Source organism: Streptomyces sp. NPDC014861, assembly GCF_043081625.1.
GTDB lineage: Bacteria > Actinomycetota > Actinomycetes > Streptomycetales > Streptomycetaceae > Streptomyces.
Genome location: NZ_JBIBWV010000008.1, coordinates 280881 through 302817 on the forward strand (window position 1 = coordinate 280881; position 21937 = coordinate 302817).

The window sequence follows — 21937 nt, forward strand, 5'->3', positions numbered from 1 at the left end:
GGGCGAAGCCGCGGATGGACCCCTCCAGTCTAGGCCGGTCTAGGCCGAGTGCGTCAGGTCGGCGGCCCTGACCTCCTCCGCGAAGGGCTCGCCGCGGGTGTAGCGGGCGATCTCGTCCAGCGCCTGGTCGGTCATGCGGTGCAGCTCGTTGCCGAGGGAGCCGGCGATGTGCGGGGTGAGCAGGACGTTGGGGAGGGTGTAGAGGGGGGAGTCCGGGGGCGGGAGCTCGGGGTCGGTCACGTCGAGGACCGCGTGGAGGCGGCCCGTGGTCAGGTGGGGGAGGAGGGCGTCCTCGTCGATCAGGGAGCCCCGGGAGGTGTTGACCAGGGTGGCTCCGTCGGGCAGGGCGGCGAGCTGGCGGGCTCCGATCATGCGGTACGTGGAGGGGAGTTGGGGCGCGTGCACCGAGACGACCGAGCTGCGGGCGCAGAGTTCGTCCAGGCCGGCCAGGACGGCGCCCGGCGGCGGCTCCTTCAGGTACGGGTCGTACAGCAGCACCTCCACGTCGAAGGGGCGGAGGAGTTCGACGACCCGGCGGCCGATGCGGGAGGCGCCGACGATGCCGACCGTGCGGCGGTAGTTGCCCCAGTCGGCGGACTCGGCGAGCCAGGCGTGGTCGGCGCGGAGTTCGGCGTACCGCTGGGCCGAGCGCAGCACCCGCTTCCCGGCGAAGAGGATCGCGGCGAGGGTGTACTCGGCGACCGGCAGGGCGTTGGCGGCGGCGGCGGTGGTGACCTGGATGCCGCGCTCCCAGCAGGCGTCGGTGATGTGGTGCTTCACCGAACCGGCCGCGTGCACCACGGCCTTGAGGCGCGGCGCCCGGGCCAGCACCTCCGGGGTGAGCGGGGTGGCGCCCCAGCAGGTGAGGAGGAGTTCGGCCTCGGCGAGGGCGGCGGCGGTGCGCGGGTCCGGGGCGGTCAGGTCGTGCGCGACCAGGTGCGGATCGGTGCGGGTGAGGGCCGCGAGGCGGGCGCGGTGGGCGTCGGTGAGGAGCCGGCCGGCGACGCCGGGGCCCATCGCGAGCAGGAGGGAAGGACGGTGGTCGGTGGTCGGGGGCATGGCGGGACCGGGGCTCCTCACTTGACGCTGCCGGCGGTCAGACCGGCCTTCCAGTGGCGCTGGAGCGAGACGAAGGCGAGCACGAGGGGGACGACGGCGAGCAGCGAGCCGGTGACGACGAGCGGGTAGTAGCCGGGTTCGGCGTGGGCGTTGCTGTTCCACGCGTAGAGGCCGAGGCTCAGCGGGAAGAGCTTCTGGTCGGAGAGCATCACCAGCGGGAGGAAGAAGTTGTTCCAGACGGCGGTGAACTGGAAGAGGAAGACGGTCACGAATCCCGGCATGACCGTGCGCAGACCGATCGACCAGAAGACCCGCATCTCACCGGCGCCGTCGATCCGGGCGGCCTCCAGCGCCTCCTCGGGGACGTAGGCGGCGCACAGCACCCGGGAGAGGTAGACCCCGAAGGGGTTGACCAGGACCGGGAGGAGCACGGCGGCGTAGGTGTTGACGATGCCGATCTCGCTGGCGAGCAGGTACATCGGCAGGGCGAGCGCGGTGGTGGGGACGAGGACGCCGAGGAGGACGAGGCCGAAGAGCTTCTCCTTGCCCCGGAAGTCGTAGACGTGGAAGGCGTATCCGGCGGCGACGCTGATCAGCGCGCAGGCGGCGGCGCCGACCCCGGCGTAGAGGAGGCTGTTGAGGTACCAGCGGAAGTAGACGCCGTCGTTGTACTCGGCGATCCGGGCGAGGTTGCCGCCGAGGTCGAAGCCCTCGAAGGAGAAGGCGTTCCCGGCGAGGAGTCCGCCGGCGTCCTTGGTGGCGGCGGTGACCAGCCAGACGAGCGGGAAGAGCATGTAGCAGGTGGCGAGCAGGAGGACGCCGTTGACGGCGGTCCTCGACATCCAGCGGGAGGCGGTCACGCGGCCTTCTCCTTCCGGTCCCTGGTCAGGCGGGTGACGGCGAAGGAGAGCAGCGCGGCCGTCAGCGCCAGCAGGATCGAGGCGGCCGCGGCGAGGCCGTAGTCGTTGCGGTCGAAGGCGGCGGAGTACGCGTACATGTTCGGCGTCCAGGTGGAGGTGACGGCGGAGCCCGTGCCCCTGCTGAGGATCAGCGGTTCGGTGAAGAGCTGGAGGGAGCCGATGACGGTGAAGAGGCCGACCATCGCCAGGGAGCCGCGGAGCAGCGGGATCTTGACGGAGAAGGCGACGCGCCAGGCGCCGGCCCCGTCGACGGTGGCGGCTTCGAGGACGGAGCGGTCGATGGCCTGGAGGGCGGCGTAGAAGATGATCAGGTTGTAGCCGAGCCATTCCCACAGCGCGATGTTGACGACGGAGGGCAGGGCGCCCTCGGGGGAGAAGAAGTCGAAGCCGATCCCGCCGGCCTCCATGGCCTGGACGACCGGGCTGAGCTGGGGCGTGTAGAGGTAGACCCAGATCAGGGCGGCGATGATGCCGGGCACGGCGTGCGGCAGGAAGAGCGCGAGCTGGAAGAGGCGGCGGGCGCGGGCGAGGGCGCTGTCGAGGAGCAGGGCGAGGCCGAGGGCCCCGCCGAGCAGCAGCGGCAGGTAGAGCAGGCAGTAGCCGAGCAGGACACCGAAGCCCTCGCGGAAGGCCCGGTCACCCAGCGCCGCGGCGTAGTTGCCGAGTCCGGCGAAGACGGTCTCGGAGCCGCCGAAGCCCAGTCCGGACTGCTTCTCGGTGAAGAGGCTCAGCCAGACCGCGTAGCCGATCGGCACCACCAGCACCGCGGTGAAGAGCAGGAAGAACGGGGTCAGCAGGAGTGCCGCGGCACGGGTGCGGGCCTTCATGCGCTGTCAGCCCTCGACCTTCAGGCCGCGCTTGGTGAGCTCGGCGACGGTCGCGTCGTGGCCGGCCTTCACCGCGTCGGCGAGGGTGGGCCCGCCGGGGGCGACGGCGCCGAAGCGGTCCTTGATGGCGGTGTTGGTGGTGCCGGTGGTCGGGCCCCAGGACCACCGGGGGGAGATGGAGGCTCCGGCGGTCTCGAAGAGGGCGTAGATGTCCTGGCCGCCGTAGAAGCCCGCGTCGAACGCCTTCCTGGCGGCGGGGCGCAGGGCGGTGGCGGCGGGGAAGGCGCTGGAGGTGCCGGAGGCGATGCGGGCCTCGACGCCCTCCTCGGTGGTGGACATCCAGGTCGCGAACTCGACGGCCGCCGCCTTCTTGGTGCTGTTCTTCGGCACGGCGAAGGTGGAGCCGCCGAGCATGCCGGAGGCGGGCTTGCCGTCCCAGGTGGGCATGGGGGCGACGGCCCACTTGCCGGACTGCTCGGGGAGGGTGCCCTTGAGGACGCCGGCGCCCCAGGAGGCGCCGAGGTAGCCCAGGGTGGTGCCGTTCTTGAGGGAGCCGGTCCACTCGGGGCTGAAGGAGGCGTTCTTGTGGACGAGGCCGGCGTCGAGGAGGCCCTGCCAGTAGGTGGTGACCCTGGTGGTGGCGGGGTCGGTGGTGTCGATCTTCCAGGTGTCGTCCTCGGCCTTGAACCACTGGGCGCCGGCCTGCCAGGCCATGGCCTCGAAGGTGGTGGGGTCGTCGGGGAAGAAGGTGGCGATACGGGCCTTGCCGTCGGCCTTCTTCACCTGCTCGGCGGCCTTCCTGAAGGCGTCCCAGGTGGTGGGGACCTCGATGCTGTGCTTCTCGAAGAGGTCCTTGCGGTAGTAGAAGGCCTGCGGGGCGGCGTCGAAGGGGACGGCCCAGTTCTTGCCGCCGAGTGTGGTGAGCTCGACGGTCTGGGGGAGGAGGCCGGCCCTGGCGGACTCGGGGAAGACGTCGCCGATCTCCTGGAGGGCGCCGGAGGAGACGAACTCGGGGAGCGAGGGGTACTCGATGGAGACGAGGTCGGGGGCGTTCCCGGCCTTCACGGCGTTGGAGATCTTGGCGTAGCCGCCGGCGTTGCCGGAGGGGATCTCCTCGAAGGTCACCTTGATGTCGGTGTGGGAGGCGTTGAAGGCGTCGACGACGTCCTTGGAGCCCTTGGCCCAGCCCCAGAAGGTGAGGGTGACCGGCTTCCCGTCGGCGGAATCGGTCGCGTCACCGCCTCCGCCGCAGGCCGTGAGGACGGCGAGGACGGTTGCGGTGCCGGCTATGACACGGGACGTTCTGCTCCAGCTGAGGCTCACGGCTCGGCTCCTGATCGGCGGCGTGGAGGGGGTTGGCCGTGATCCTGGGACCGTTCCTGAGCGAAGTCAAGAGCGAAAGATTGAATGATCGAAAAAAGATCAGATCGATCAGAGTGGAGGAGCCGGCCGGGCGGCCCCGCAGGACTCCCGCACCCGCAGCCGCGGCAGCAGGCTCACATGCCGGCCCGCCGTGTCCTCGTCCGCGCCCCCGGTCAGCCGCTCCACCAGCAGCTCCGTGGCGTGCCTGCCCACCTGCCGCTTCGGCGGGGCGACCGCCGTCAGCGGGGTGTCGGCCAGCGCGGCGACCTCGTCGTCGTACGCGATGAGGGCGAGGTCCTCCGGGACCCGCACGCCGAGCGGGGCGAGCCGCTGCATGATCTCGATCGCGTCCACGTCGTTGTGTACGAGCGCCGCGCTCGCCAGGCCCGAGCGGACCGCCTCGTACAGCGCCCGCACCGCCCGCTCGAACCCCTCCGGGTCCGCCTCGGCCGGCACGGAGTCGATCACCGGCCGCGGCGCCTCCAGGCCCAGCACGGCCAGCGCCTCCGCGTATCCGGCCCGCACCGCGAGCGCGGTCGGCGAGTCGCCCCGGGCCACCAGCAGCGGGGTCCCGTGTCCGAGACCGAGCAGGTGGCGCAGGGCGAGCAGCACGCCGTGGGAGTGGTCGGAGGAGACCCGGTCGAGCCCGTCGAGCGGGCTGCCCGGCTCGGCCCGCCGCTCCAGGAGCACGGCCGGCACCGGCAGCCGGGCCGGCCAGTCCCCGTACGCGAGCCGGTCCTCCGGGCCGCGCCAGCCCGGGGCCACCAGGACCCCCTCGGCGCCGGCCGCGAGCAGCCCCTCGGTACGCGCCCGGTCCTCCTCCGGGCGGTAGTCCGAGATCCGCAGCACCAGCCGGGCGCCGGCCCGGGCCGCCGCCTCGTGGGCGCCCCGGATGACCTCGGCGAAGTAGTACGTGGCGGAGGGCGCGAGCAGGCCGAGCACCAGGCCCTCGCCGGCGCCGGGCCCGCCCTGCGCGGTGCCCGGCGCGGTCGCGCGCGGCCAGGAGACCTGGCCGTGCACCCGGTCGAGCAGCCCCCGTGAGGCCAGTGCCTCCGCGTCCCGGCGGGCGGTCACGGGGGAGACCCCCAGCAGGCCGGCCAGCTCGGCGACGCGGACGGTGCCGCGCTCGCGGACCAGGTCCAGCAGTCGGGCGTGTCGTTCGGCGGCACTCTCGCGCACGTGCGGTTCCCCCTCGCGGTGGTGGTGGTTCCCGGCCTGGGATGCTCCGACCATAGACGAGATGATCGAACGGCGGGAGTTTCGATCATTCGATCCAGATGTCTTGACGATTCGATCGGACCGCGCCGAGGATTCCGGCAGCCGGCCGAAGCCCGCCGGACCGGCGGCGCGGCCGTCACCCCCACGGATCCCAGGGAGCATCATGCCCACGCCGGCCGAGGACCGTGAGCTCAGCCCGCACACCGGCTGGACCCGCGCCCACTGGGAGGACACCGCCGACCGGCTCCTCCTCGCCGTCCGCCCGTACGCGTCCCCGCACGGCGGCCGGATCGACCTCCCGGGACCCCGCCCCAGCTGGTCCGGCCCCCGCTCCGACGGCCTCGAAGGCTTCGCCCGCACCTTCCTGCTCGCCGCCCTCCGCGTCGCCGGCGCCCGGGGCGAGGACCCGCACGGCCACCTCGACCGGTACGCGGCCGGCCTCGCCGCCGGCACCGCCGCACCCGGCACGGACCACGACCCCGACGCCTGGCCCCTGATGACCGACACCCGCCAGGCGATCGTCGAGTCCGCCTCGATCGCCCTCGCCCTGCGCCTCACCCGCCCCTGGCTCTGGGACCGACTCGACGACCGCACCCGCCACCGCGTCGCCGACTGGCTGCGGCCCGCCCTCGCCCCGTCCCCCGTCGACAACAACTGGTGGCTCTTCGGCCTCACCGTCGCCGGCTTCCTCCAGGACGCCGACGCCGACGCCGGGACCGACCGCGCCGCCGCCACGATCGACCGCTCCCTCGCCCGGATCGAGGAGTGGTACTTCGGCGACGGCTGGTACAGCGACGGCGCCAACCGCGCCTTCGACCACTACAACTCCTGGGCCCTCCACCTCTACCCGGTGCTCCACGCCCACCTCGCCGGCGACCGGGCCCTCCTCGACCGGTACGGTCCCCGGCTCCACGCCCACCTCGCCGACCACGCCCACCTCTTCGACGCCGACGGCGCCCCCGTCCCCTACGGCCGCTCCCTGATCTACCGCTTCGCCGCGGCCGCCGCCCCCTGGCTCGGCACCCTCACCGGCCACACCCCGCTCACCCCCGGCGCCACCCGCCGCCTCGCCTCCGGCTCCCTGCGCCACTTCCTCGACCGCGGCGCCACCGGCCCGGACGGCCTGCTCACCCTCGGCTGGTACGGCCCGCACGCCCCGCTCGTCCAGCCCTACTCGGGCCCCGGCTCCCCCTACTGGGCCTCCAAGGGCTTCCTCGGCCTGCTGCTCCCGCCGGACCACCCCGCCTGGACCGACCCCGAGGAACCCCTCCCGGCCGAACGCGCCGACACCGCCCGTCCCCTCGGCCCCACCGGCCTGCTCGTCCAGACCACCGCGGCCGACGGCCTCGTCCGCCTCCACAACCACGGCAGCAACCACATCGCCGCCGGCGGCGAGGACGGCGACGACCCCGGCTACGCCCGCTTCGCCTACGCCACCCGCACCGGCCCCACCACCGCACCCGACCCGGCCGACAACCACTTCGCGCTGCTCGGCCCCGACGGCACGGCGAGCCACCGGGGCCCCGCCGAACCGCTCGCCACCGGACCCGACCGGGCGGTCTCCGCCCACACCCCGCTCCCCGGCGTCCGGGTCGTCTCCACCACCGTCGTCCACGGCCGCGCCGAACTCCGCGTCCACCTCGTCCTCGACGCCCCGGAGGGGACCCCCGTACGGCAGACCGGCTGGGCCGCCGCCGAGGGCCCCGGCGCGCCGGCCTCCCAGCTCCACCCCGTCCACGGTTACGGCCCCGAGGTCGCCGTGCTCCCCACCGGCCCCACCCTGCAGGGCCCGGCCCCGACCCGTACCCCCGCCGTCCACGGCACCACCCGGGGGCCCGCCGCGCTCTTCGCCGCGCTCGTCTCGCTCACCGGCGAGCCCGACCCCGCCCCCGCGGCGACCCTCGCCGACGTCCGGGTCGCCGACGGCACCACGCTCCACGTCCGGTGGCGGGACGGCGCCGTCTCCCTCGTCACCGCCGACGGGGCGGCGCCCTACTGAGGGCCGTACTTGCGTCCGGCCTTCGACGACACCCCGCCGAGCAGCGAGCGCGGCGCCAGCTTCACCACGCCCATCAGCGCCTTGTAGCGCGGGTCCGGGATCGACAGGGTCTTCCCCCGCGCCAGGTCCGACAGGCCCGCCGCCACCAGCTTGTCCGCGTCGAGCCACATCCAGCCGGGGATGTTGTCCGTCCCCATCCCGGCCCGCTCGTGGAACTCCGTGCGCACGAAGCCCGGGCAGAGCGCCATCAGCCGCACCCCGCTGCCCGCGAGGTCCCGGGCCGCGCCCTGGGTGAACTGCACGACCCACGCCTTGGAGGCGCCGTAGGTGCCGCGCGGCACGAAGGCCGCCACCGAGGCCACGTTCACCACCCCGCCGCGTCCGCGCCCCTTCATCGAGGCGGCCGCGGCCGAGGTCAGCCGGAGCACCGCCTCGCAGTGCACGGTCAGCATCCTCAGCTCGTCGGCCATCGACACGTCGAGGAACCGGCCCTTGTTTCCGAAGCCCGCGTTGTTCACCAGCAGGTCGACCGGGCGGCGCGGGTCGGAGAGCCGGGCCTCGACCGCGGCGATGCCCTCCTCCCCGGAGAGGTCGGCGGCGAGCACCTCGGCCTCCACGCCATGCCGGTCGTGCAGCTCGGTGGCCTGCTCCCGAAGGCGCTTCAGGTCCCGTGCCACCAGGACGACGTCATGGCCGTCGGCCGCGAGCCGGCGTGCGAAGGCGGCTCCGATGCCGGCGGTGGCTCCCGTGATCAGTGCAGTGGTCATACCGGAACCGTAGTGCCCCCGTCCGCGCCACCGGGCCCCCGTACGGCCGGGGTTCAGCCGCCGTACTCGTCCCCGCTCCCCGCGCCCGGCCCGTGTTCTCCTCCCCGCTCCCCGGGCTCAGTCCTCGGTCCCGCCCGCGTACTTCTCCGCGTACTGGCGGGCGAGCGCGAGGAGTCCGGACTCCATCCATTCGGCGGCCACCAGCGTCTCCGGCAGCAGCCGCCGCTCGGTGGTCGCGGCCCGGTGCAGGGAGGCGACCGTGACGCCGTGGTCCGGCCGGTGCACGACGGAGACCGGGTCGCCGGCCCGCACCTCGCCCGGCTCGATCACCCGCAGCAGCGCGCCGGGACCGGCCTCGGCCAGGGTGAACCGCCGGACCCAGCCCTTCGCGTCCACGCCCCGCTCCTCCAGGTGGCCCTGGAAGGTGCGGCAGGGGATCCGGCCACCGGTCACCTCGACGACCACGTCCTCGCCGATCCGCCACCGCTCGCCGATCAGCGCCCCGTTCACGTCCAGGCCGCTCGTCGTCAGGTTCTCGCCGAAGGAACCGTTCGCCAGCTCCCGGCCCAGCTCCCGCTCCCAGCGGTCCAGGTCCTCGCGGGCGAAGGCGTACACCGCGCGGTCGGCGCCGCCGTGGAAGCGCGGGTCGCACACGTCGTCCCCGGCGACCCCGCTCCCCCCGACCCCGTTCGGGCCCGGCGCCTCGATCCGTACGGGCCCGTCGACCGGGCGCTTGTCGATGCCCGTCGTCCCGGAGGCGGAGTCGGTGTAGCCGACGGCCTTCGCCCGGCCCGCGTTCACACTCAGTAGCGTCATGGGGGCAGCCTAAGCGGACCTTTCCGGCATCGCCTCAAAGATGTGATCGAATATTCGCCCTCGAATCCAAGCGTCGCTTATGCTCGACCCATGATCGAGGCACGCCACCTCCGCGTCCTGCGGGCCGTCGCCGCCACCGGCTCCTTCTCCGCCGCCGCGCGCGAACTGGGCTGCACCCAGCCCGCCGTCAGCCAGCAGATGAAGGCCCTGGAGACCTCGGCCGGCACCCCGCTGCTCATCAGGACCGGCCGCGAGATGCGCCTCACCCAGGCCGGCGAGGTCCTCGTCCGGCACGCCGCCGGCATCCTCGCCGGACTCACCGCCGCGGAGGAGGAGGTCGCCGCCATCGCGGGCCTCCGGGCCGGCCGGGTCCGCCTGGTCTCCTTCCCCAGCGGCAGCTCCACCCTCGTCCCCACCGCGCTCGCCGCGCTGCGCGCCGCCCACCCCGGCACCCGCGTCTCCCTCGTCGAGGCCGAGCCGCCGCGCTCCGTGGAGATGCTGCGCGAGGGCGACTGCGACATCGCCCTCGCCTTCCGGTACGGCTCCGGCCACACGGCCGGCGAGTGGGACGACCTGGTGGTGCGCCCGCTCCTCGCCGACCGGCTCGTCGGCCTCGTCCCCGAGGCGCACCCGCTCGCCGGCGCCGGGTCGGTCCCGATCGCCGAGCTCGCCGGGGACTCCTGGATCGCCGGCTGCCCGCGCTGCCGCCGCCAGCTCGTCGACGTCTGCGAGGAGGCCGGCTTCACCCCGCGCATCGACTTCGCCACCGACGACTACCCGGCGGTGGTGGGCCTGGTCGGCGCGGGGCTCGGCGTGGCCGTGCTCCCGGAGCTGGCCATCGAGTCCGTACGGCCCAAGGGGGCCAGGACCGTCGCGGTCGAGCCCGCCGTGGAGCGGGAGATCGTGGCGCTGACCCTGCCGGACCTGGCCCAGGTCCCGGCGGTGGCGGCCACCCTGGACGAGCTGACCCGGGCCGCCACGCGCGCGTAGCCCCCGCCCGGCCGGTCACCCGGAGGCGGACCTCGACTCGCGAGCCGACCCGGGCCGCCACACGCGTGGCCCCCGCCCGGCCGGTCACCCGGGGTCGGGCCTCAGCTCATGAGGAAACGTTCCTTCAGGCGTGCCCCACGATCGATCGGCCGGCGGACGTCGCCGGCGCGGCCGCGATCAGGCGGTTGCGCGCGCGTCCCATGAGTTCCTCGCGTTCGTCCTCGGTGAGGCCGCCCCATACGCCGTAGGGCTCCCGCACGGCGAGTGCGTGTGCCGCGCACTGCGCGCGGACCGGGCACCGCATGCAGACCTCTTTCGCCGAGTTCTCACGCGCACTCCGTGCCGCGCCGCGCTCTCCCTCGGGGTGGAAGAACAGGGAGCTGTCGACGCCGCGGCAGGCCGCGAGCAGTTGCCAGTCCCACAGATCGGCGTTGGGTCCGGGAAGGCGGGAGAAATCTGCCATTGCGCTAGTCCCCTTGAAACCGTGTCGAGACGGGTTGTGGGTGGGCGGGAAGTGGCTGTCGCCCCGGGGTCCTCGTTCCCCGGTCGGTCCGATCTATCCGACTACTGTCGAAGTAGATGTAAATATGACTCATTGCGAATCTAGCCACAGACACCGCGAAAAGGGAAGAAAACCCGCTAAATGGGGCATAGCTTCTGATGAGGGACAACGCGACCTGCGGCGCTCTTCTCCGTGCACGGCCCCTCACAAGGAGTGGCGAAGGTCCCGTCCGACCCGTAACTCTTTCGAGTGACCATCGTTGAGAGTGCGAGGCGGTTGAATGAACAAGCGATCGGGCAGGTGTCCGGGAGCGTCAACCGCACAGGTGACGATACGTACCAGCCCTGGAGGCTCAAGGTGACGCGCATCAGCTGCGAGAGCCGCGGAGGTCAGTCATGACCTCCGTTCTCGTCTGCGACGACTCCCCGCTTGCCCGAGAGGCTCTTCGCCGCGCGGTCGCGACCGTGCCCGGCGTGGAGCGCGTGACCACCGCGGCCAACGGCGAGGAAGTCCTCCGCCGCTGGGGCGCGGACCGCTCGGACCTCATCCTGATGGACGTGCGCATGCCCGGCCTCGGCGGCGTGGAGACCGTCCGCCGACTGCTCTCCGCCGACCCCGGCGCCCGGATCATCATGCTCACGGTCGCCGAGGACCTCGACGGCGTGGCCCTCGCGGTCGCCGCCGGCGCCCGCGGCTACCTGCACAAGGACGCCTCGCGCGCCGAGCTGCGGGCCACCGTCACCCAGGCGCTCGCCGACCCGACCTGGCGGCTCGCCCCGCGCCGGCTCCGCTCGGCCGAGATGGGCGCCGCGCCCACCCTCACCGCGCGCGAGATCCAGGTCCTCGAAGGCATGAGCCACGGCCGGTCCAACGCCGAGATCGGGCGCGAGCTCTTCCTCTCCGAGGACACCGTCAAGACCCACGCCCGACGCCTCTTCAAGAAGCTCGGCGCCTCCGACCGGGCGCACGCCGTCGCGCTCGGATTCCGCTGGGGTCTGGTCCGCTGAATCGGCGGACACCCGCCGCCTCCCCGTCCGTACCCCCGTCCGCCGAGGGGCGGACGGGGCGGGCCTGTGTCACTTCCCCGCCCGATGCCGCATCCTTGAGGTGTGGAGTTCCTCGGGGACGAGTCGATCGAGCGGAAGGGGAGGGCGCCAGAGATGAATCCCGGCGCACCTGCTCATAACGCTTCGGTGCACAACAACGGACAGGGTGCCACGGACGGCCGGACGTCAAGGCACCATGGAGCGATGCGCGACGACGAGACCATGGGTTCCCCCATGCCTGCCGGGCAGGGGGAGATCGGTGCGCTCGTCCACCGTGCCGTCGAAGGGGATGCGCAGGCCACCCACGACCTGCTCGCGCGCGTCCACCCACTGGCCCTGCGCTACTGCCGCACCCGGCTCAGCCGGCTGCCCGGCGACGCCCGCCACTTCGTCGAGGACCTCGCGCAGGAGGTCTGCGTCGCCGTCCTCATGGCCCTGCCCCGCTACCGGGACACCGGCCGGCCCTTCGAGGCGTTCGTCTTCGCCATCGCCGGACACAAGGTCGCCGACCTCCAGCGCGCCGCCATGCGCCACCCCGGCTCCACCGCCGTGCCCTCCGACGAGATGCCCGAGCGGCCCGACGACTCCCTCGGCCCCGAGGAGCGGGCCCTGCTCAGCGACGACGCCGAATGGGCCAAGAAGCTCCTCGCCAACCTCCCGGAGAACCAGCGCGAGCTCCTCGTGCTCCGGGTCGCCGTCGGGCTGACCGCCGAGGAGACCGGCCAGATGCTCGGCATGTCCCCGGGCGCCGTCCGGGTCGCCCAGCACCGCGCCCTCAGCCGGCTGCGGGCGCTGGCCGAGCAGTAAGCCTCACCGGCCGCCGCCGTCCCTTTCGTACACGTGCGAACGTCCAAAGCTTCCCGCTGATCTTGATCGTGGAATGAGACACCGCTCCAGCCCGTTAGCATGGACATCCCGCACCGATCAAGGCCATTTGGGAAGGTGTCATGACTGCCAACGTCGACGGAGTGCCCGGTAAATTCGCGACACTCGGGCTGACCTACGACGACGTGCTGCTGCTGCCGGGAGCCTCCGAGGTGCTCCCCAACGCGGTCGACACCTCGTCCCGCATCTCTCGCAACGTCCGGGTCAACATCCCGCTGCTCTCCGCGGCGATGGACAAGGTGACCGAGTCCCGCATGGCCATCGCCATGGCCCGCCTGGGCGGCGTCGGCGTGCTCCACCGGAACCTGTCCGTCGAGGACCAGGTCAACCAGGTGGACCTCGTGAAGCGCTCCGAGTCCGGCATGGTGACCGACCCGATCACGGTCCACCCCGAGGCGACCCTCGCCGAGGCCGACGCCCTCTGCGCCAAGTTCCGCATCAGCGGCGTCCCGGTCACCGCCCCCGACGGCAAGCTCCTCGGCATCGTCACCAACCGCGACATGGCCTTCGAGACCGACCGCGGCCGTCAGGTCCGCGAGGTCATGACGCCCATGCCGCTGGTCACCGGCAAGGTCGGCATCTCCGGCGTCGACGCCATGGAGCTGCTGCGCCGCCACAAGATCGAGAAGCTGCCCCTCGTCGACGACGCGGGCGTGCTCAAGGGCCTCATCACCGTCAAGGACTTCGTCAAGGCGGAGAAGTACCCGAACGCCGCCAAGGACGCCGAGGGCCGGCTGCTCGTCGGCGCCGCCGTCGGCGCCAGCCCCGAGGCGCTGGAGCGCGCCCAGGCGCTCGCCGCCGTCGGCGTCGACTTCCTCATCGTCGACACCTCGCACGGTCACAACAGCAACGCCCTGAGCTGGATGTCGAAGATCAAGTCGAGCGTGGGCGTCGACGTGATCGGCGGCAACGTCGCCACCCGCGACGGCGCGCAGGCGATGATCGACGCCGGTGTCGACGGCATCAAGGTCGGCGTGGGCCCCGGCTCCATCTGCACCACCCGCGTGGTCGCCGGCATCGGCGTCCCGCAGGTCACCGCGATCTACGAGGCGGGTCTCGCGGCCCGCGCCGCGGGCGTCCCGCTGATCGGCGACGGCGGCCTCCAGTACTCCGGCGACATCGGCAAGGCGCTCGCCGCCGGCGCCGACACGGTGATGCTCGGCAGCCTCCTCGCGGGCTGCGAGGAGTCGCCCGGCGAGCTGCTCTTCATCAACGGCAAGCAGTTCAAGTCGTACCGGGGCATGGGCTCGCTCGGCGCCATGCAGTCGCGCGGCCAGGGCCGGTCCTACTCCAAGGACCGCTACTTCCAGGCCGACGTCACCTCGGACGACAAGCTCGTGCCCGAGGGCATCGAGGGCCAGGTGCCCTACCGCGGCCCGCTCTCCTCCGTCGTCCACCAGCTCGTCGGCGGCCTGCGCCAGACGATGGGCTACGTGGGCGCCGCCACCATCGAGGAGATGGAGTCGAAGGGCCGCTTCGTGCGGATCACCTCGGCGGGCCTCAAGGAGAGCCACCCGCACGACATCCAGATGACCGTCGAGGCGCCGAACTACAGCAGGAAGTAGTCCGCGCACACGGGAGGGGGCGGTTCCGGCATGTGGCCGGAGCCGCCCCCCACGCGCGTGTCGGGGATACTGGTAGGCGCAGACATAGAGGGAAAGGCCACACATCGTGACTGAGATCGAGATCGGGCGCGGCAAGCGCGGCCGCAGGGCGTACGCGTTCGACGACATCGCCGTCGTACCGAGCCGGCGCACCCGGGACCCGAAGGAGGTCTCGATCGCCTGGCAGATCGACGCCTACCGCTTCGAGCTGCCCTTCCTGGCCGCCCCGATGGACTCGGTCGTCTCCCCGCAGACCGCCATCCGGATCGGCGAGCTCGGCGGCCTGGGCGTCCTGAACCTCGAAGGTCTGTGGACCCGGTACGAGGACCCGCAGCCGCTGCTCGACGAGATCGCCGAGCTGGACGAGGCCACCGCGACCCGCCGTCTGCAGGAGATCTACGCCGCTCCGATCAAGGAGGAGCTGATCGGGCAGCGCATCAAGGAGGTGCGCGACTCCGGCGTCGTCACCGCCGCCGCGCTCTCCCCGCAGCGCACCGCCCAGTTCTCCAAGGCCGTCGTCGACGCGGGCGTGGACATCTTCGTCATCCGGGGCACCACGGTCTCCGCCGAGCACGTCTCGGGCGCGGCCGAGCCGCTCAACCTGAAGCAGTTCATCTACGAGCTGGACGTCCCGGTCATCGTCGGCGGCTGCGCCACGTACACCGCCGCCCTGCACCTGATGCGGACCGGCGCCGCGGGCGTCCTGGTCGGCTTCGGCGGCGGCGCCGCGCACACCACCCGCAACGTCCTCGGCATCCAGGTCCCGATGGCGACCGCCGTCGCCGACGTGGCCGCGGCCCGCCGCGACTACATGGACGAGTCCGGCGGCCGGTACGTGCACGTCATCGCCGACGGCGGCGTGGGCTGGTCCGGCGACCTGCCCAAGGCCATCGCCTGCGGCGCGGACGCCGTGATGATCGGCTCCCCGCTGGCGCGCGGCACGGACGCGCCCGGCAAGGGCCACCACTGGGGCATGGAGGCCGTCCACGAGGACGTGCCGCGCGGCAAGCTGGTCGACCTGGGCATCGTCGGCACCACCGAGGAGATCCTCGCCGGTCCGTCGCACACCCCGGACGGCTCGATGAACTTCTTCGGCGCCCTGCGCCGCGCGATGGCCACCACGGGCTACAGCGAGCTCAAGGAGTTTCAGCGCGTCGAGGTCACCGTCGCGGACGCGCAGCACAAGCGCTGACGCTCCCGGAACGTCACGGGAGAGGGCCCCGCACCGACCGGTGCGGGGCCCTCTCCCGTACGCGCGCGTGCTCCGGGTCAGTCGGAGGCGCCGGCCTTCTTGGCGCCGGAGAAGGCGGCGATGGGGCCAAGCGCGAGGAAGAGGAAGGTCAGCGGATCCTTGGCCTCGCTCCACGCCTCGGTGAGCATCCCGAACTGCTCGAAGAAGAGCTCGGCGAAGGGGAAGCCGTACTCCTTGGAGGCGAAGACGGCGATGCCGACGAGCTGGCCGAGGTACACGGCGCCCAGCGCGAGGATCGCGCTGACGATCGGCAGCACCGGGTTGTTGCCGCCGACCTTGCCGGCGGCGAAGCCGACCGCGAAGCCGACGCCGACGGCGGCCCAGCCGATCTGGATCTCCACAGCGCCGAGGATGGCGCCGTAGATGCCGGCGGTGACCAGCGCGGCGACGACGGCGGTGAGGATGCCGAGGCCCACGTTGTTCCGGCGGGGGGCGGGCGCGGGCGGGTAGGCGCCGAAGGGGTTCTGGCCGGCGGGCGCCTGGCCGTAGGGGTTCTGCCCGACCGGGGGCTGTCCGACCGGCGGCTGGCCGGCGGGGGGCTGACCGTACGGGTTCTGGCCGTAGGGGTTCTGGCCGGCCGGCTGCTGACCGGGCGCGCCCTCGGCGTACGGGTTGCCGGGCGGCGGAACGGGCTGGCTCATGACGGGTCCCCCTACGGTGGAATGGCGCACGGATGTGCGATCGAGAGGGCCGGAGACTAGCAGTCCGTTCGGACAGTGGCCCACCCGTTACCGAGGGCTCGGTGCGAGGGTGGGCCGTGGCCGGATCTTTTCGGTCGGCGTTCGCGATGGCGTGCGCCGAGACGTTCGCTGTGGTCAGAGGCGGTGCGCCGTGCCGGCCGGGGTGGCGCCCCGGGTGTCGAGGAGGAGCTGCGCCTTCACCGCGAGGCCCTGGAGGTCGTAGACGCGGTGGTGCTGGAGCAGGATCGTCAGGTCGGCGTGGGCGGCGGCCTCGTAGAGGGAGTCGGCGCGGGGGACGGGCAGGTCCCGCACGCGCCAGTCCGGGACGTGCGGGTCGTGGAAGCTGACCGTGGCGCCGAGGTCCATCAGACGGTGGGCGATCTCGTCGGCCGGGGACCCCTCGCGGTCGGCGAGGTCCGGCTTGTACGTGATGCCGAGCAGCAGGACCCGGGCGGCGCGGGCCGACTTGCCGTGCTCGTTGAGCAGGGTGGCGGCGCGCTGGACGACGTACCGCGGCATCCGCTGGTTCACCTGGCCGGCGAGTTCGACGAGGCGGAGCGGGCGGTGGGTGCCCAGCCGTTCGACGGGGAGGCCGTGGCCGCCGACGCCGGGGCCGGGGCGGAACGCCTGGAAGCCGAAGGGCTTGGTCTCGGCGCAGCGGATGACGTCCCAGAGGTCCACGCCGAGTTCGTGGCAGAGCACCGCCATCTCGTTGACGAGGGCGATGTTGACGTGCCGGAAGTTGGTCTCCAGGAGCTTGACGGTCTCGGCCTCACGGGGGCCACGCGCGCGTACCACCTTGTCGGTGAAGCGGCCGTAGAAGGCGGCGGCGGACTCGGTGCACGCGGGCGTGAGGCCGCCGATGACCTTCGGGGTGCCGGCGAGGCCGGGCAGGCGGTTGCCGGGGTCGAGGCGGCCGGGGGAGTACGCGAGGTGGAAGTCGCGTCCGGCCCGCAGGCCCGAGCCGTCCTCCAGGAGCTCGCGCAGGACGCCCTCGGTGGTGCCGGGCGGGACGGGCGACTCCAGGAGCACGGTGGTGTGCGGGCGCAGCCGGGCGGCCAGGGCGCGGGCGGCGTCGGTGACGGCGGTGAGGTCGAGGGTGCCGTCGGGGCCGAGCGGGGTCGGGGCGCAGACGACGGCGGTGCGGACCCGGCCGAGTTCGGCCGGGCTGGTGGTGGCCCGGAAGCCGCCGGAGAGCATGCGGCGGATCTCGGAGGCGGTGAGGGAGCCGTCCACCGGGGGGCGCCCGGCGGCGAGTTCGGCGACCGGGCGGGGGTCGGTGTCGAAGCCGACGGTGGCGATGCCCGCGGCGGTCGCGGCCTGGGCGAGGGGGAGTCCGTGGTGGCCGAGGCCGATGACGGCGAGGTCTGCGGGCATGGGGGGTGGGCCGTCCTTCCCGGTAGCCGTAGTCCGTTGCGTACGCAACAGCCTGCCTATGCAATGTCAGACTAGGAGTAAATATGACCGTTATGCGGCATTGCGTGATCAAAGGTCGCCGAGTGTTATCCACAGGTCCGCGCGGGGGCGGTGGCCGATGCCGCCGGAGCGGTCCAGAATCGAGACGGTGAGCCGGGCCGTACGGAGGCCCGGTCCGTCGCCGGGCGACGAGAAGAGCAAGAGCGCGGGGACGCGAGGACACGGGACGACATCAGGACGACGGGAGGCTGCGGCCGTGAGGACAGCGACACTGGGACCCGCCGAGCGCACCGCGGCGCTGGAGGCCATGGCCGAGCGCGAACTGGACGTGCTCGTCGTCGGCGGCGGGGTGGTCGGCGCCGGCACGGCCCTCGACGCGGTCACGCGCGGGCTCTCCACCGGCATCGTCGAGGCCCGGGACTGGGCCTCCGGCACCTCCAGCCGCTCCAGCAAGCTCATCCACGGCGGGCTGCGCTATCTGGAGATGCTCGACTTCGCCCTCGTCCGCGAGGCGCTCAAGGAGCGCGGACTCCTCCTGGAGCGGCTCGCCCCGCATCTGGTGAAGCCGGTCCCCTTCCTCTACCCGCTCCAGCACAAGGGCTGGGAGCGGTTCTACGCGGGCTCCGGCGTCGCCCTGTACGACGCCATGTCCGTCTCCTCCGGCCACGGCCGCGGTCTCCCCGTCCACCGGCACCTCAGCCGCAAGGGCGCCCTCCGCGTCGCCCCCTGCCTGCGCAAGGACGCCCTCACCGGCGCCCTCCAGTACTACGACGCCCAGATGGACGACGCCCGCTTCGTCCTCACCCTCGTCCGCACCGCCGCCTCCTACGGCGCCCTCGCCGCCGGCCGGGCCCGGGTCACCGGCTTCCTCCGGGAGGGCGAGCGCGTCGTCGGCGCCCGCGTCCAGGACGTCGAGACCGGCGGCGAGTACGTCGTCCGGGCCAAGCAGGTCGTCAACGCCACCGGGGTGTGGACCGACGACACCCAGGCCCTCATCGGCGAACGCGGCCAGTTCCACGTCCGCGCCTCCAAGGGCATCCACCTCGTCGTCCCCAAGGACCGGATCCACTCCACCTCCGGCCTCATCCTGCGCACCGAGAAGTCCGTCCTCTTCGTCATCCCCTGGGGACGGCACTGGATCGTCGGCACCACCGACACCGACTGGGACCTCGACAAGGCCCACCCCGCCGCCTCCAGCGCCGACATCGACTACCTCCTCGAACACGTCAACACGGTGCTCGCCACCCCGCTCTCCCGCGACGACGTCCAGGGCGTCTACGCCGGCCTGCGCCCGCTGCTCGCCGGCGAGTCCGACGCCACCAGCAAGCTCTCCCGCGAGCACACCGTCGCCCACCCGGTGCCCGGCCTCGTCGTCGTCGCCGGCGGCAAGTACACGACCTACCGGGTGATGGCGAAGGACGCCGTCGACGAGGCCGTGCACGCCCTCGACCAGCGCGTGGCCCCCTGCGTCACCGAGGACACCCCGCTGATCGGCGCCGAGGGCTACCGGGCGCTGTGGAACGCGCGGGCCAGGATCGCCGCCCGCACCGGCCTCCACGTCGTCCGCGTGGAGCACCTGCTCAACCGGTACGGCTCCCTGGCGGAGGAAGTGCTCGCCCTCGTCGCCGAGGACCCCTCGCTCGGCGAACCGCTCGCCGCCGCCGACGACTACCTGCGCGCCGAGGTCGTCTACGCCGCCTCCCACGAGGGCGCCCGCCACCTCGACGACGTCCTCACCCGCCGCACCCGCGTCTCCATCGAGACCTTCGACCGCGGCACCCGCAGCGCGCGCGAGGCGGCGGAACTCATGGCCCCGGTCCTCGGCTGGGACGCGAGCCGGATCGAGAAGGAGATCGAGCACTACGAGAAGCGGGTCGAGGCGGAGCGCGAGTCGCAGCGGCAGCCCGACGACCTCACGGCGGACGCCGCCAGGCTCGGTGCGCCCGACATCGTCCCGATCTGACGGGGGCTCCGCCTGACGGTGCGTCCGGGAAGGGAGGGAACCCGGGGGTGGCGATGGCGCGTCGTCATACCGGAGTCTGGACCCGGGGGCGCCGCCCGCCGTGAGGTGAGGGACAATGGGCTCTCTTCCAGGGCGGGTTGCCGGAGCGTGCGGAGTGCGGCGGGCGCGGCGGAGATCAGGGAACGCAGAGGGGACGCATGTCGGAGTCGGAGCAGTCGCGGGACACGGCGAAGGACCCCCGGCGGGACGCCGCCGCGGGGGCCGCGACCGACGGCGGGCGGGGGACGGTTCCGGCCGCGCGCGAGGCGGGGCGGGACGACGCGGCGCGGGACACGGAGCCCGCCGCTACCGGGAAGCCGCGTGGCGCCGGGCCCGAGGGCACGGACCCCCGGGAGGCGGAGCCTCGGCGGACGGAGCCTCAGGACGCCGCGCCCGCGGACTCGAAGCCCCAGGACGCCGCGGCTCGGGACGACCGGGCCGACACGGGCGTCGCGGGCAGCGGCGCGGACGCGCCGCGGGACCGGGTGCCGGGGACCGAGCCGTCCACCGGCCGGGCCGGCTTCGGCGCCGGGGACGGCGACGGGCAGCGGCCCGCGGCCGACCGGCTCCGCAAGGGCTCCTCGTCCACCACCGCCGAGACCGAGGGCCGGCTCCTCGCCGGCCGCTACCGGCTCGGCGCCCTCCTCGGCCGCGGTGGCATGGGCACCGTCTGGCGGGCCGTCGACGAGACCCTCGGCCGTACCGTCGCAGTGAAGGAACTGCGCTTCCCCAACAGCATCGACGACGACGAGAAGCGCCGTCTGATCACCCGGACCCTGCGCGAGGCCAAGGCCATCGCCAAGATCCGCAACAACGGCGCCGTGACCGTCTACGACGTCGTCGACGAGGACGACCGCCCCTGGATCGTCATGGAGCTCATCGAGGGCAAGTCGCTCGCCGACGCGGTGCGCGAGGACGGCGTCCTCACCCCGCGCCGCGCCGCCGAGGTCGGCCTCGCCATCCTCGACGTGCTGCGCTCCGCGCACCGCGAGGGCATCCTGCACCGCGACGTGAAGCCGTCCAACGTCCTCATCTCCGACGACGGCCGCGTCGTCCTCACCGACTTCGGCATCGCCCAGGTGGAGGGCGACCCCTCCATCACCTCCACGGGCATGCTCGTCGGCGCCCCCTCGTACATCTCGCCCGAGCGCGCCCGCGGCCACAAGCCCGGCCCGGCCGCCGACCTGTGGTCGCTGGGCGGTCTGCTGTACGCGGCGGTCGAGGGCTGCCCGCCGTACGACAAGGGCTCCGCGATCGCGACCCTCACCGCCGTCATGACCGAGCCCGTCGACCCGCCGAAGAACGCGGGCCCCGAACTGGAGCAGGTCATCTACGGGCTGCTCGCCAAGGATCCGGCGCAGCGGCTCGACGACGCCCGCACCCGGGTGCTGCTGCGCGCCGTACTCGACGCGCCCGAGCCGAAGCCGGAGCCGGGCCCCGAGGTGACCAGGGTCGTCCCGCTGCCGGCCCGCCCCGAGCGGGAGCCCCAGGTCCCGGCCACCGCCGGGGAGACGGCCCCCGAGCCCGCCGGCGAGCGGGTGCGGGGCGCCCTCGCCTCCGTGCGGAACGCGGCGGCGGCGGCCAAGGCCGACGCCAGGACGAAGGACCGCGCCAAGGGCAAGGGCGCGGTGACCGGCGCGGGCGCGGCCCGGCCCGGCTCCCCGCAGGACGGCGGCCCCCGTACGGCCCCGGTCCGCGCCCCGCTGACCGACGTCGTCCCCCGCCGCACCCTGGTGATCATCGCCGCGATCGCCGTCCTCGCCGTGCTCGGCACCATCCTCGCCGTCTCCCTGAGCGGCGGCGACAAGGGCGACGAGGGCAAGGGCGGCGACACCAACGCCTCGGCCGGAGCCACCGCGGGCGGCGACGGCGGCTCCGCCGGCGACGGCGGCGCGAGCGGCTCGCCCAGCGACCCCGGCCAGCAGGGCGACGCCCAGCCCGGCGGCGACGGCGCGGCCGCCGACGGCGGTACGGCGGAGACGGGCGGTTCGACGGACGGCGCGACCGGCACCCCCGACGCGTCCACCGACCCGACCGGCGCCACCCCCAGCACCAGGCCGAGCGGTGGCACCGGCACCGGCGCCGCGCTCCCGGCCGGCTACAAGCTGGTCGCCAACGACCGCTTCCGCTTCTCCATGGGCATGCCCTCGTCCTTCGTCATGCGCCCCATAGACGGGTACAGCGGCGGTGCCATATGGAGCGAGAAGGGCGGCTTCCCGCGCGTGCAGGTCGACTTCAACGGCAGCCCCAAGGACGACGCCAAGGCCGCCTGGCTCGCCGCCGTCGGCGGGGTCCGCCTCACCAGCAGCGGCTACAAGCACCACGGCATCGACACGGTGTCGTGGAAGGGCTATCCGACCGTCGCCGACTGGAGCTTCGAGCGGAACCAGAAGGGCGAGCGGGTCCGCGTCCTCAACCGCGGCTTCAAGGTCGACGCCGCGCACGGCTACTCGATCATGATCACCTGCAAGGCCGCCGAGTGGGACGGCGCTGAGTGCCGGACGCTGCGGGACACGGCGTTCGCCACGTTCACGCCCAAGGACTGACCGGGGCCCCGTATCGTGAGGGACGGGGGACGACCGAAGCGCAGGG

The 21937-nt window shown here is 73.4% G+C and carries 18 protein-coding genes; 8 read left to right on the forward strand and 10 right to left on the reverse strand.

All coding sequences use genetic code 11. The annotated features are described in order from the left end of the window. Positions 1–39 precede the first annotated feature (39 nt). From ACF1BN_RS19610 to ACF1BN_RS19630, 5 genes are all read right to left on the reverse strand, one after another. A complete protein-coding gene (locus tag ACF1BN_RS19610; RefSeq protein ID WP_392332821.1) occupies positions 40–1059 on the reverse strand; it encodes a hydroxyacid dehydrogenase in 1020 nt (339 codons plus the stop codon). Positions 1060–1076: 17 nt separating this feature from the next. Next, on the reverse strand, positions 1077–1901 hold the full coding sequence (locus ACF1BN_RS19615) for a carbohydrate ABC transporter permease (RefSeq protein WP_392332922.1): 825 nt from the start codon (positions 1899–1901) through the stop codon (positions 1077–1079). A 14-nt stretch (positions 1902–1915) separates the two neighbouring features. After that, positions 1916–2806: a carbohydrate ABC transporter permease gene (locus ACF1BN_RS19620; RefSeq protein ID WP_392332822.1), complete on the reverse strand. Its 891-nt coding sequence runs from the start codon at positions 2804–2806 to the stop codon at positions 1916–1918. Positions 2807–2812: 6 nt separating this feature from the next. Beyond that, positions 2813–4129 (reverse strand): ABC transporter substrate-binding protein, encoded by a 1317-nt coding sequence (locus ACF1BN_RS19625; protein WP_392332823.1) that lies wholly within the window; start codon positions 4127–4129, stop codon positions 2813–2815. A gap of 108 nt (positions 4130–4237) precedes the next feature. Continuing rightward, on the reverse strand, positions 4238–5347 hold the full coding sequence (locus ACF1BN_RS19630; protein WP_392332923.1) for a substrate-binding domain-containing protein: 1110 nt from the start codon (positions 5345–5347) through the stop codon (positions 4238–4240). A 202-nt stretch (positions 5348–5549) separates the two neighbouring features. Here ACF1BN_RS19630 and ACF1BN_RS19635 point away from each other — a divergent pair, with 202 nt between their 5' ends. After that, positions 5550–7385 (forward strand): DUF2264 domain-containing protein, encoded by a 1836-nt coding sequence (locus tag ACF1BN_RS19635; protein WP_392332824.1) that lies wholly within the window; start codon positions 5550–5552, stop codon positions 7383–7385. On the opposite strand, the gene ACF1BN_RS19640 is transcribed toward ACF1BN_RS19635, so the two are convergent. Both ACF1BN_RS19640 and ACF1BN_RS19645 read right to left on the reverse strand, forming a co-directional pair. Continuing rightward, entirely contained in the window at positions 7379–8152 is a 774-nt protein-coding gene (locus tag ACF1BN_RS19640; RefSeq protein ID WP_392332825.1) for an SDR family NAD(P)-dependent oxidoreductase, read from the reverse strand. The genes ACF1BN_RS19635 and ACF1BN_RS19640 overlap by 7 nt on opposite strands. 117 nt (positions 8153–8269) lie before the next feature. Then, complete coding sequence (locus ACF1BN_RS19645; RefSeq protein ID WP_392332826.1) at positions 8270–8968, reverse strand: MOSC domain-containing protein; 699 nt, start codon at positions 8966–8968, stop codon at positions 8270–8272. A gap of 90 nt (positions 8969–9058) precedes the next feature. Here ACF1BN_RS19645 and ACF1BN_RS19650 point away from each other — a divergent pair, with 90 nt between their 5' ends. Beyond that, complete coding sequence (locus ACF1BN_RS19650) at positions 9059–9958, forward strand: LysR family transcriptional regulator (protein WP_392332827.1); 900 nt, start codon at positions 9059–9061, stop codon at positions 9956–9958. Between the two features lie 124 nt (positions 9959–10082). Here the strand turns inward: ACF1BN_RS19650 and ACF1BN_RS19655 are convergent, their stop codons facing one another. Then, the gene (locus ACF1BN_RS19655; RefSeq protein ID WP_376599559.1) at positions 10083–10421 is read right to left on the reverse strand and encodes a WhiB family transcriptional regulator; all 339 of its coding nucleotides are present in this window, start codon (positions 10419–10421) and stop codon (positions 10083–10085) included. Positions 10422–10855: 434 nt separating this feature from the next. Here ACF1BN_RS19655 and ACF1BN_RS19660 point away from each other — a divergent pair, with 434 nt between their 5' ends. The 4 genes from ACF1BN_RS19660 (at position 10856) to ACF1BN_RS19675 (ending at position 15187) form a co-directional block, all read left to right on the forward strand. Continuing rightward, positions 10856–11467: a response regulator transcription factor gene (locus tag ACF1BN_RS19660; protein ID WP_003948568.1), complete on the forward strand. Its 612-nt coding sequence runs from the start codon at positions 10856–10858 to the stop codon at positions 11465–11467. Positions 11468–11710: 243 nt separating this feature from the next. Continuing rightward, positions 11711–12313: a sigma-70 family RNA polymerase sigma factor gene (locus tag ACF1BN_RS19665; RefSeq protein WP_030494308.1), complete on the forward strand. Its 603-nt coding sequence runs from the start codon at positions 11711–11713 to the stop codon at positions 12311–12313. A gap of 140 nt (positions 12314–12453) precedes the next feature. After that, positions 12454–13956, forward strand: a complete 1503-nt coding sequence (gene guaB / locus ACF1BN_RS19670; protein ID WP_392332828.1) for an IMP dehydrogenase — start codon at positions 12454–12456, stop codon at positions 13954–13956. Between the two features lie 106 nt (positions 13957–14062). Next, positions 14063–15187: a GuaB3 family IMP dehydrogenase-related protein gene (locus ACF1BN_RS19675; protein ID WP_376599565.1), complete on the forward strand. Its 1125-nt coding sequence runs from the start codon at positions 14063–14065 to the stop codon at positions 15185–15187. A gap of 77 nt (positions 15188–15264) precedes the next feature. On the opposite strand, the gene ACF1BN_RS19680 is transcribed toward ACF1BN_RS19675, so the two are convergent. Together ACF1BN_RS19680 and ACF1BN_RS19685 are read right to left on the reverse strand one after the other, a co-directional pair. Next, positions 15265–15888 (reverse strand): hypothetical protein, encoded by a 624-nt coding sequence (locus ACF1BN_RS19680; RefSeq protein ID WP_392332829.1) that lies wholly within the window; start codon positions 15886–15888, stop codon positions 15265–15267. 174 nt (positions 15889–16062) lie between these two features. Further along, entirely contained in the window at positions 16063–17304 is a 1242-nt protein-coding gene (locus ACF1BN_RS19685; protein WP_392332830.1) for a nucleotide sugar dehydrogenase, read from the reverse strand. Between the two features lie 295 nt (positions 17305–17599). Between ACF1BN_RS19685 and ACF1BN_RS19690 the strand changes: the two genes are divergently transcribed. Continuing rightward, the gene (locus ACF1BN_RS19690) at positions 17600–19306 is read left to right on the forward strand and encodes a glycerol-3-phosphate dehydrogenase/oxidase (protein ID WP_392332831.1); all 1707 of its coding nucleotides are present in this window, start codon (positions 17600–17602) and stop codon (positions 19304–19306) included. A 197-nt stretch (positions 19307–19503) separates the two neighbouring features. Further along, entirely contained in the window at positions 19504–21891 is a 2388-nt protein-coding gene (locus ACF1BN_RS19695) for a serine/threonine-protein kinase (protein ID WP_392332832.1), read from the forward strand. The last annotated feature ends 46 nt before the right edge of the window (positions 21892–21937 follow it).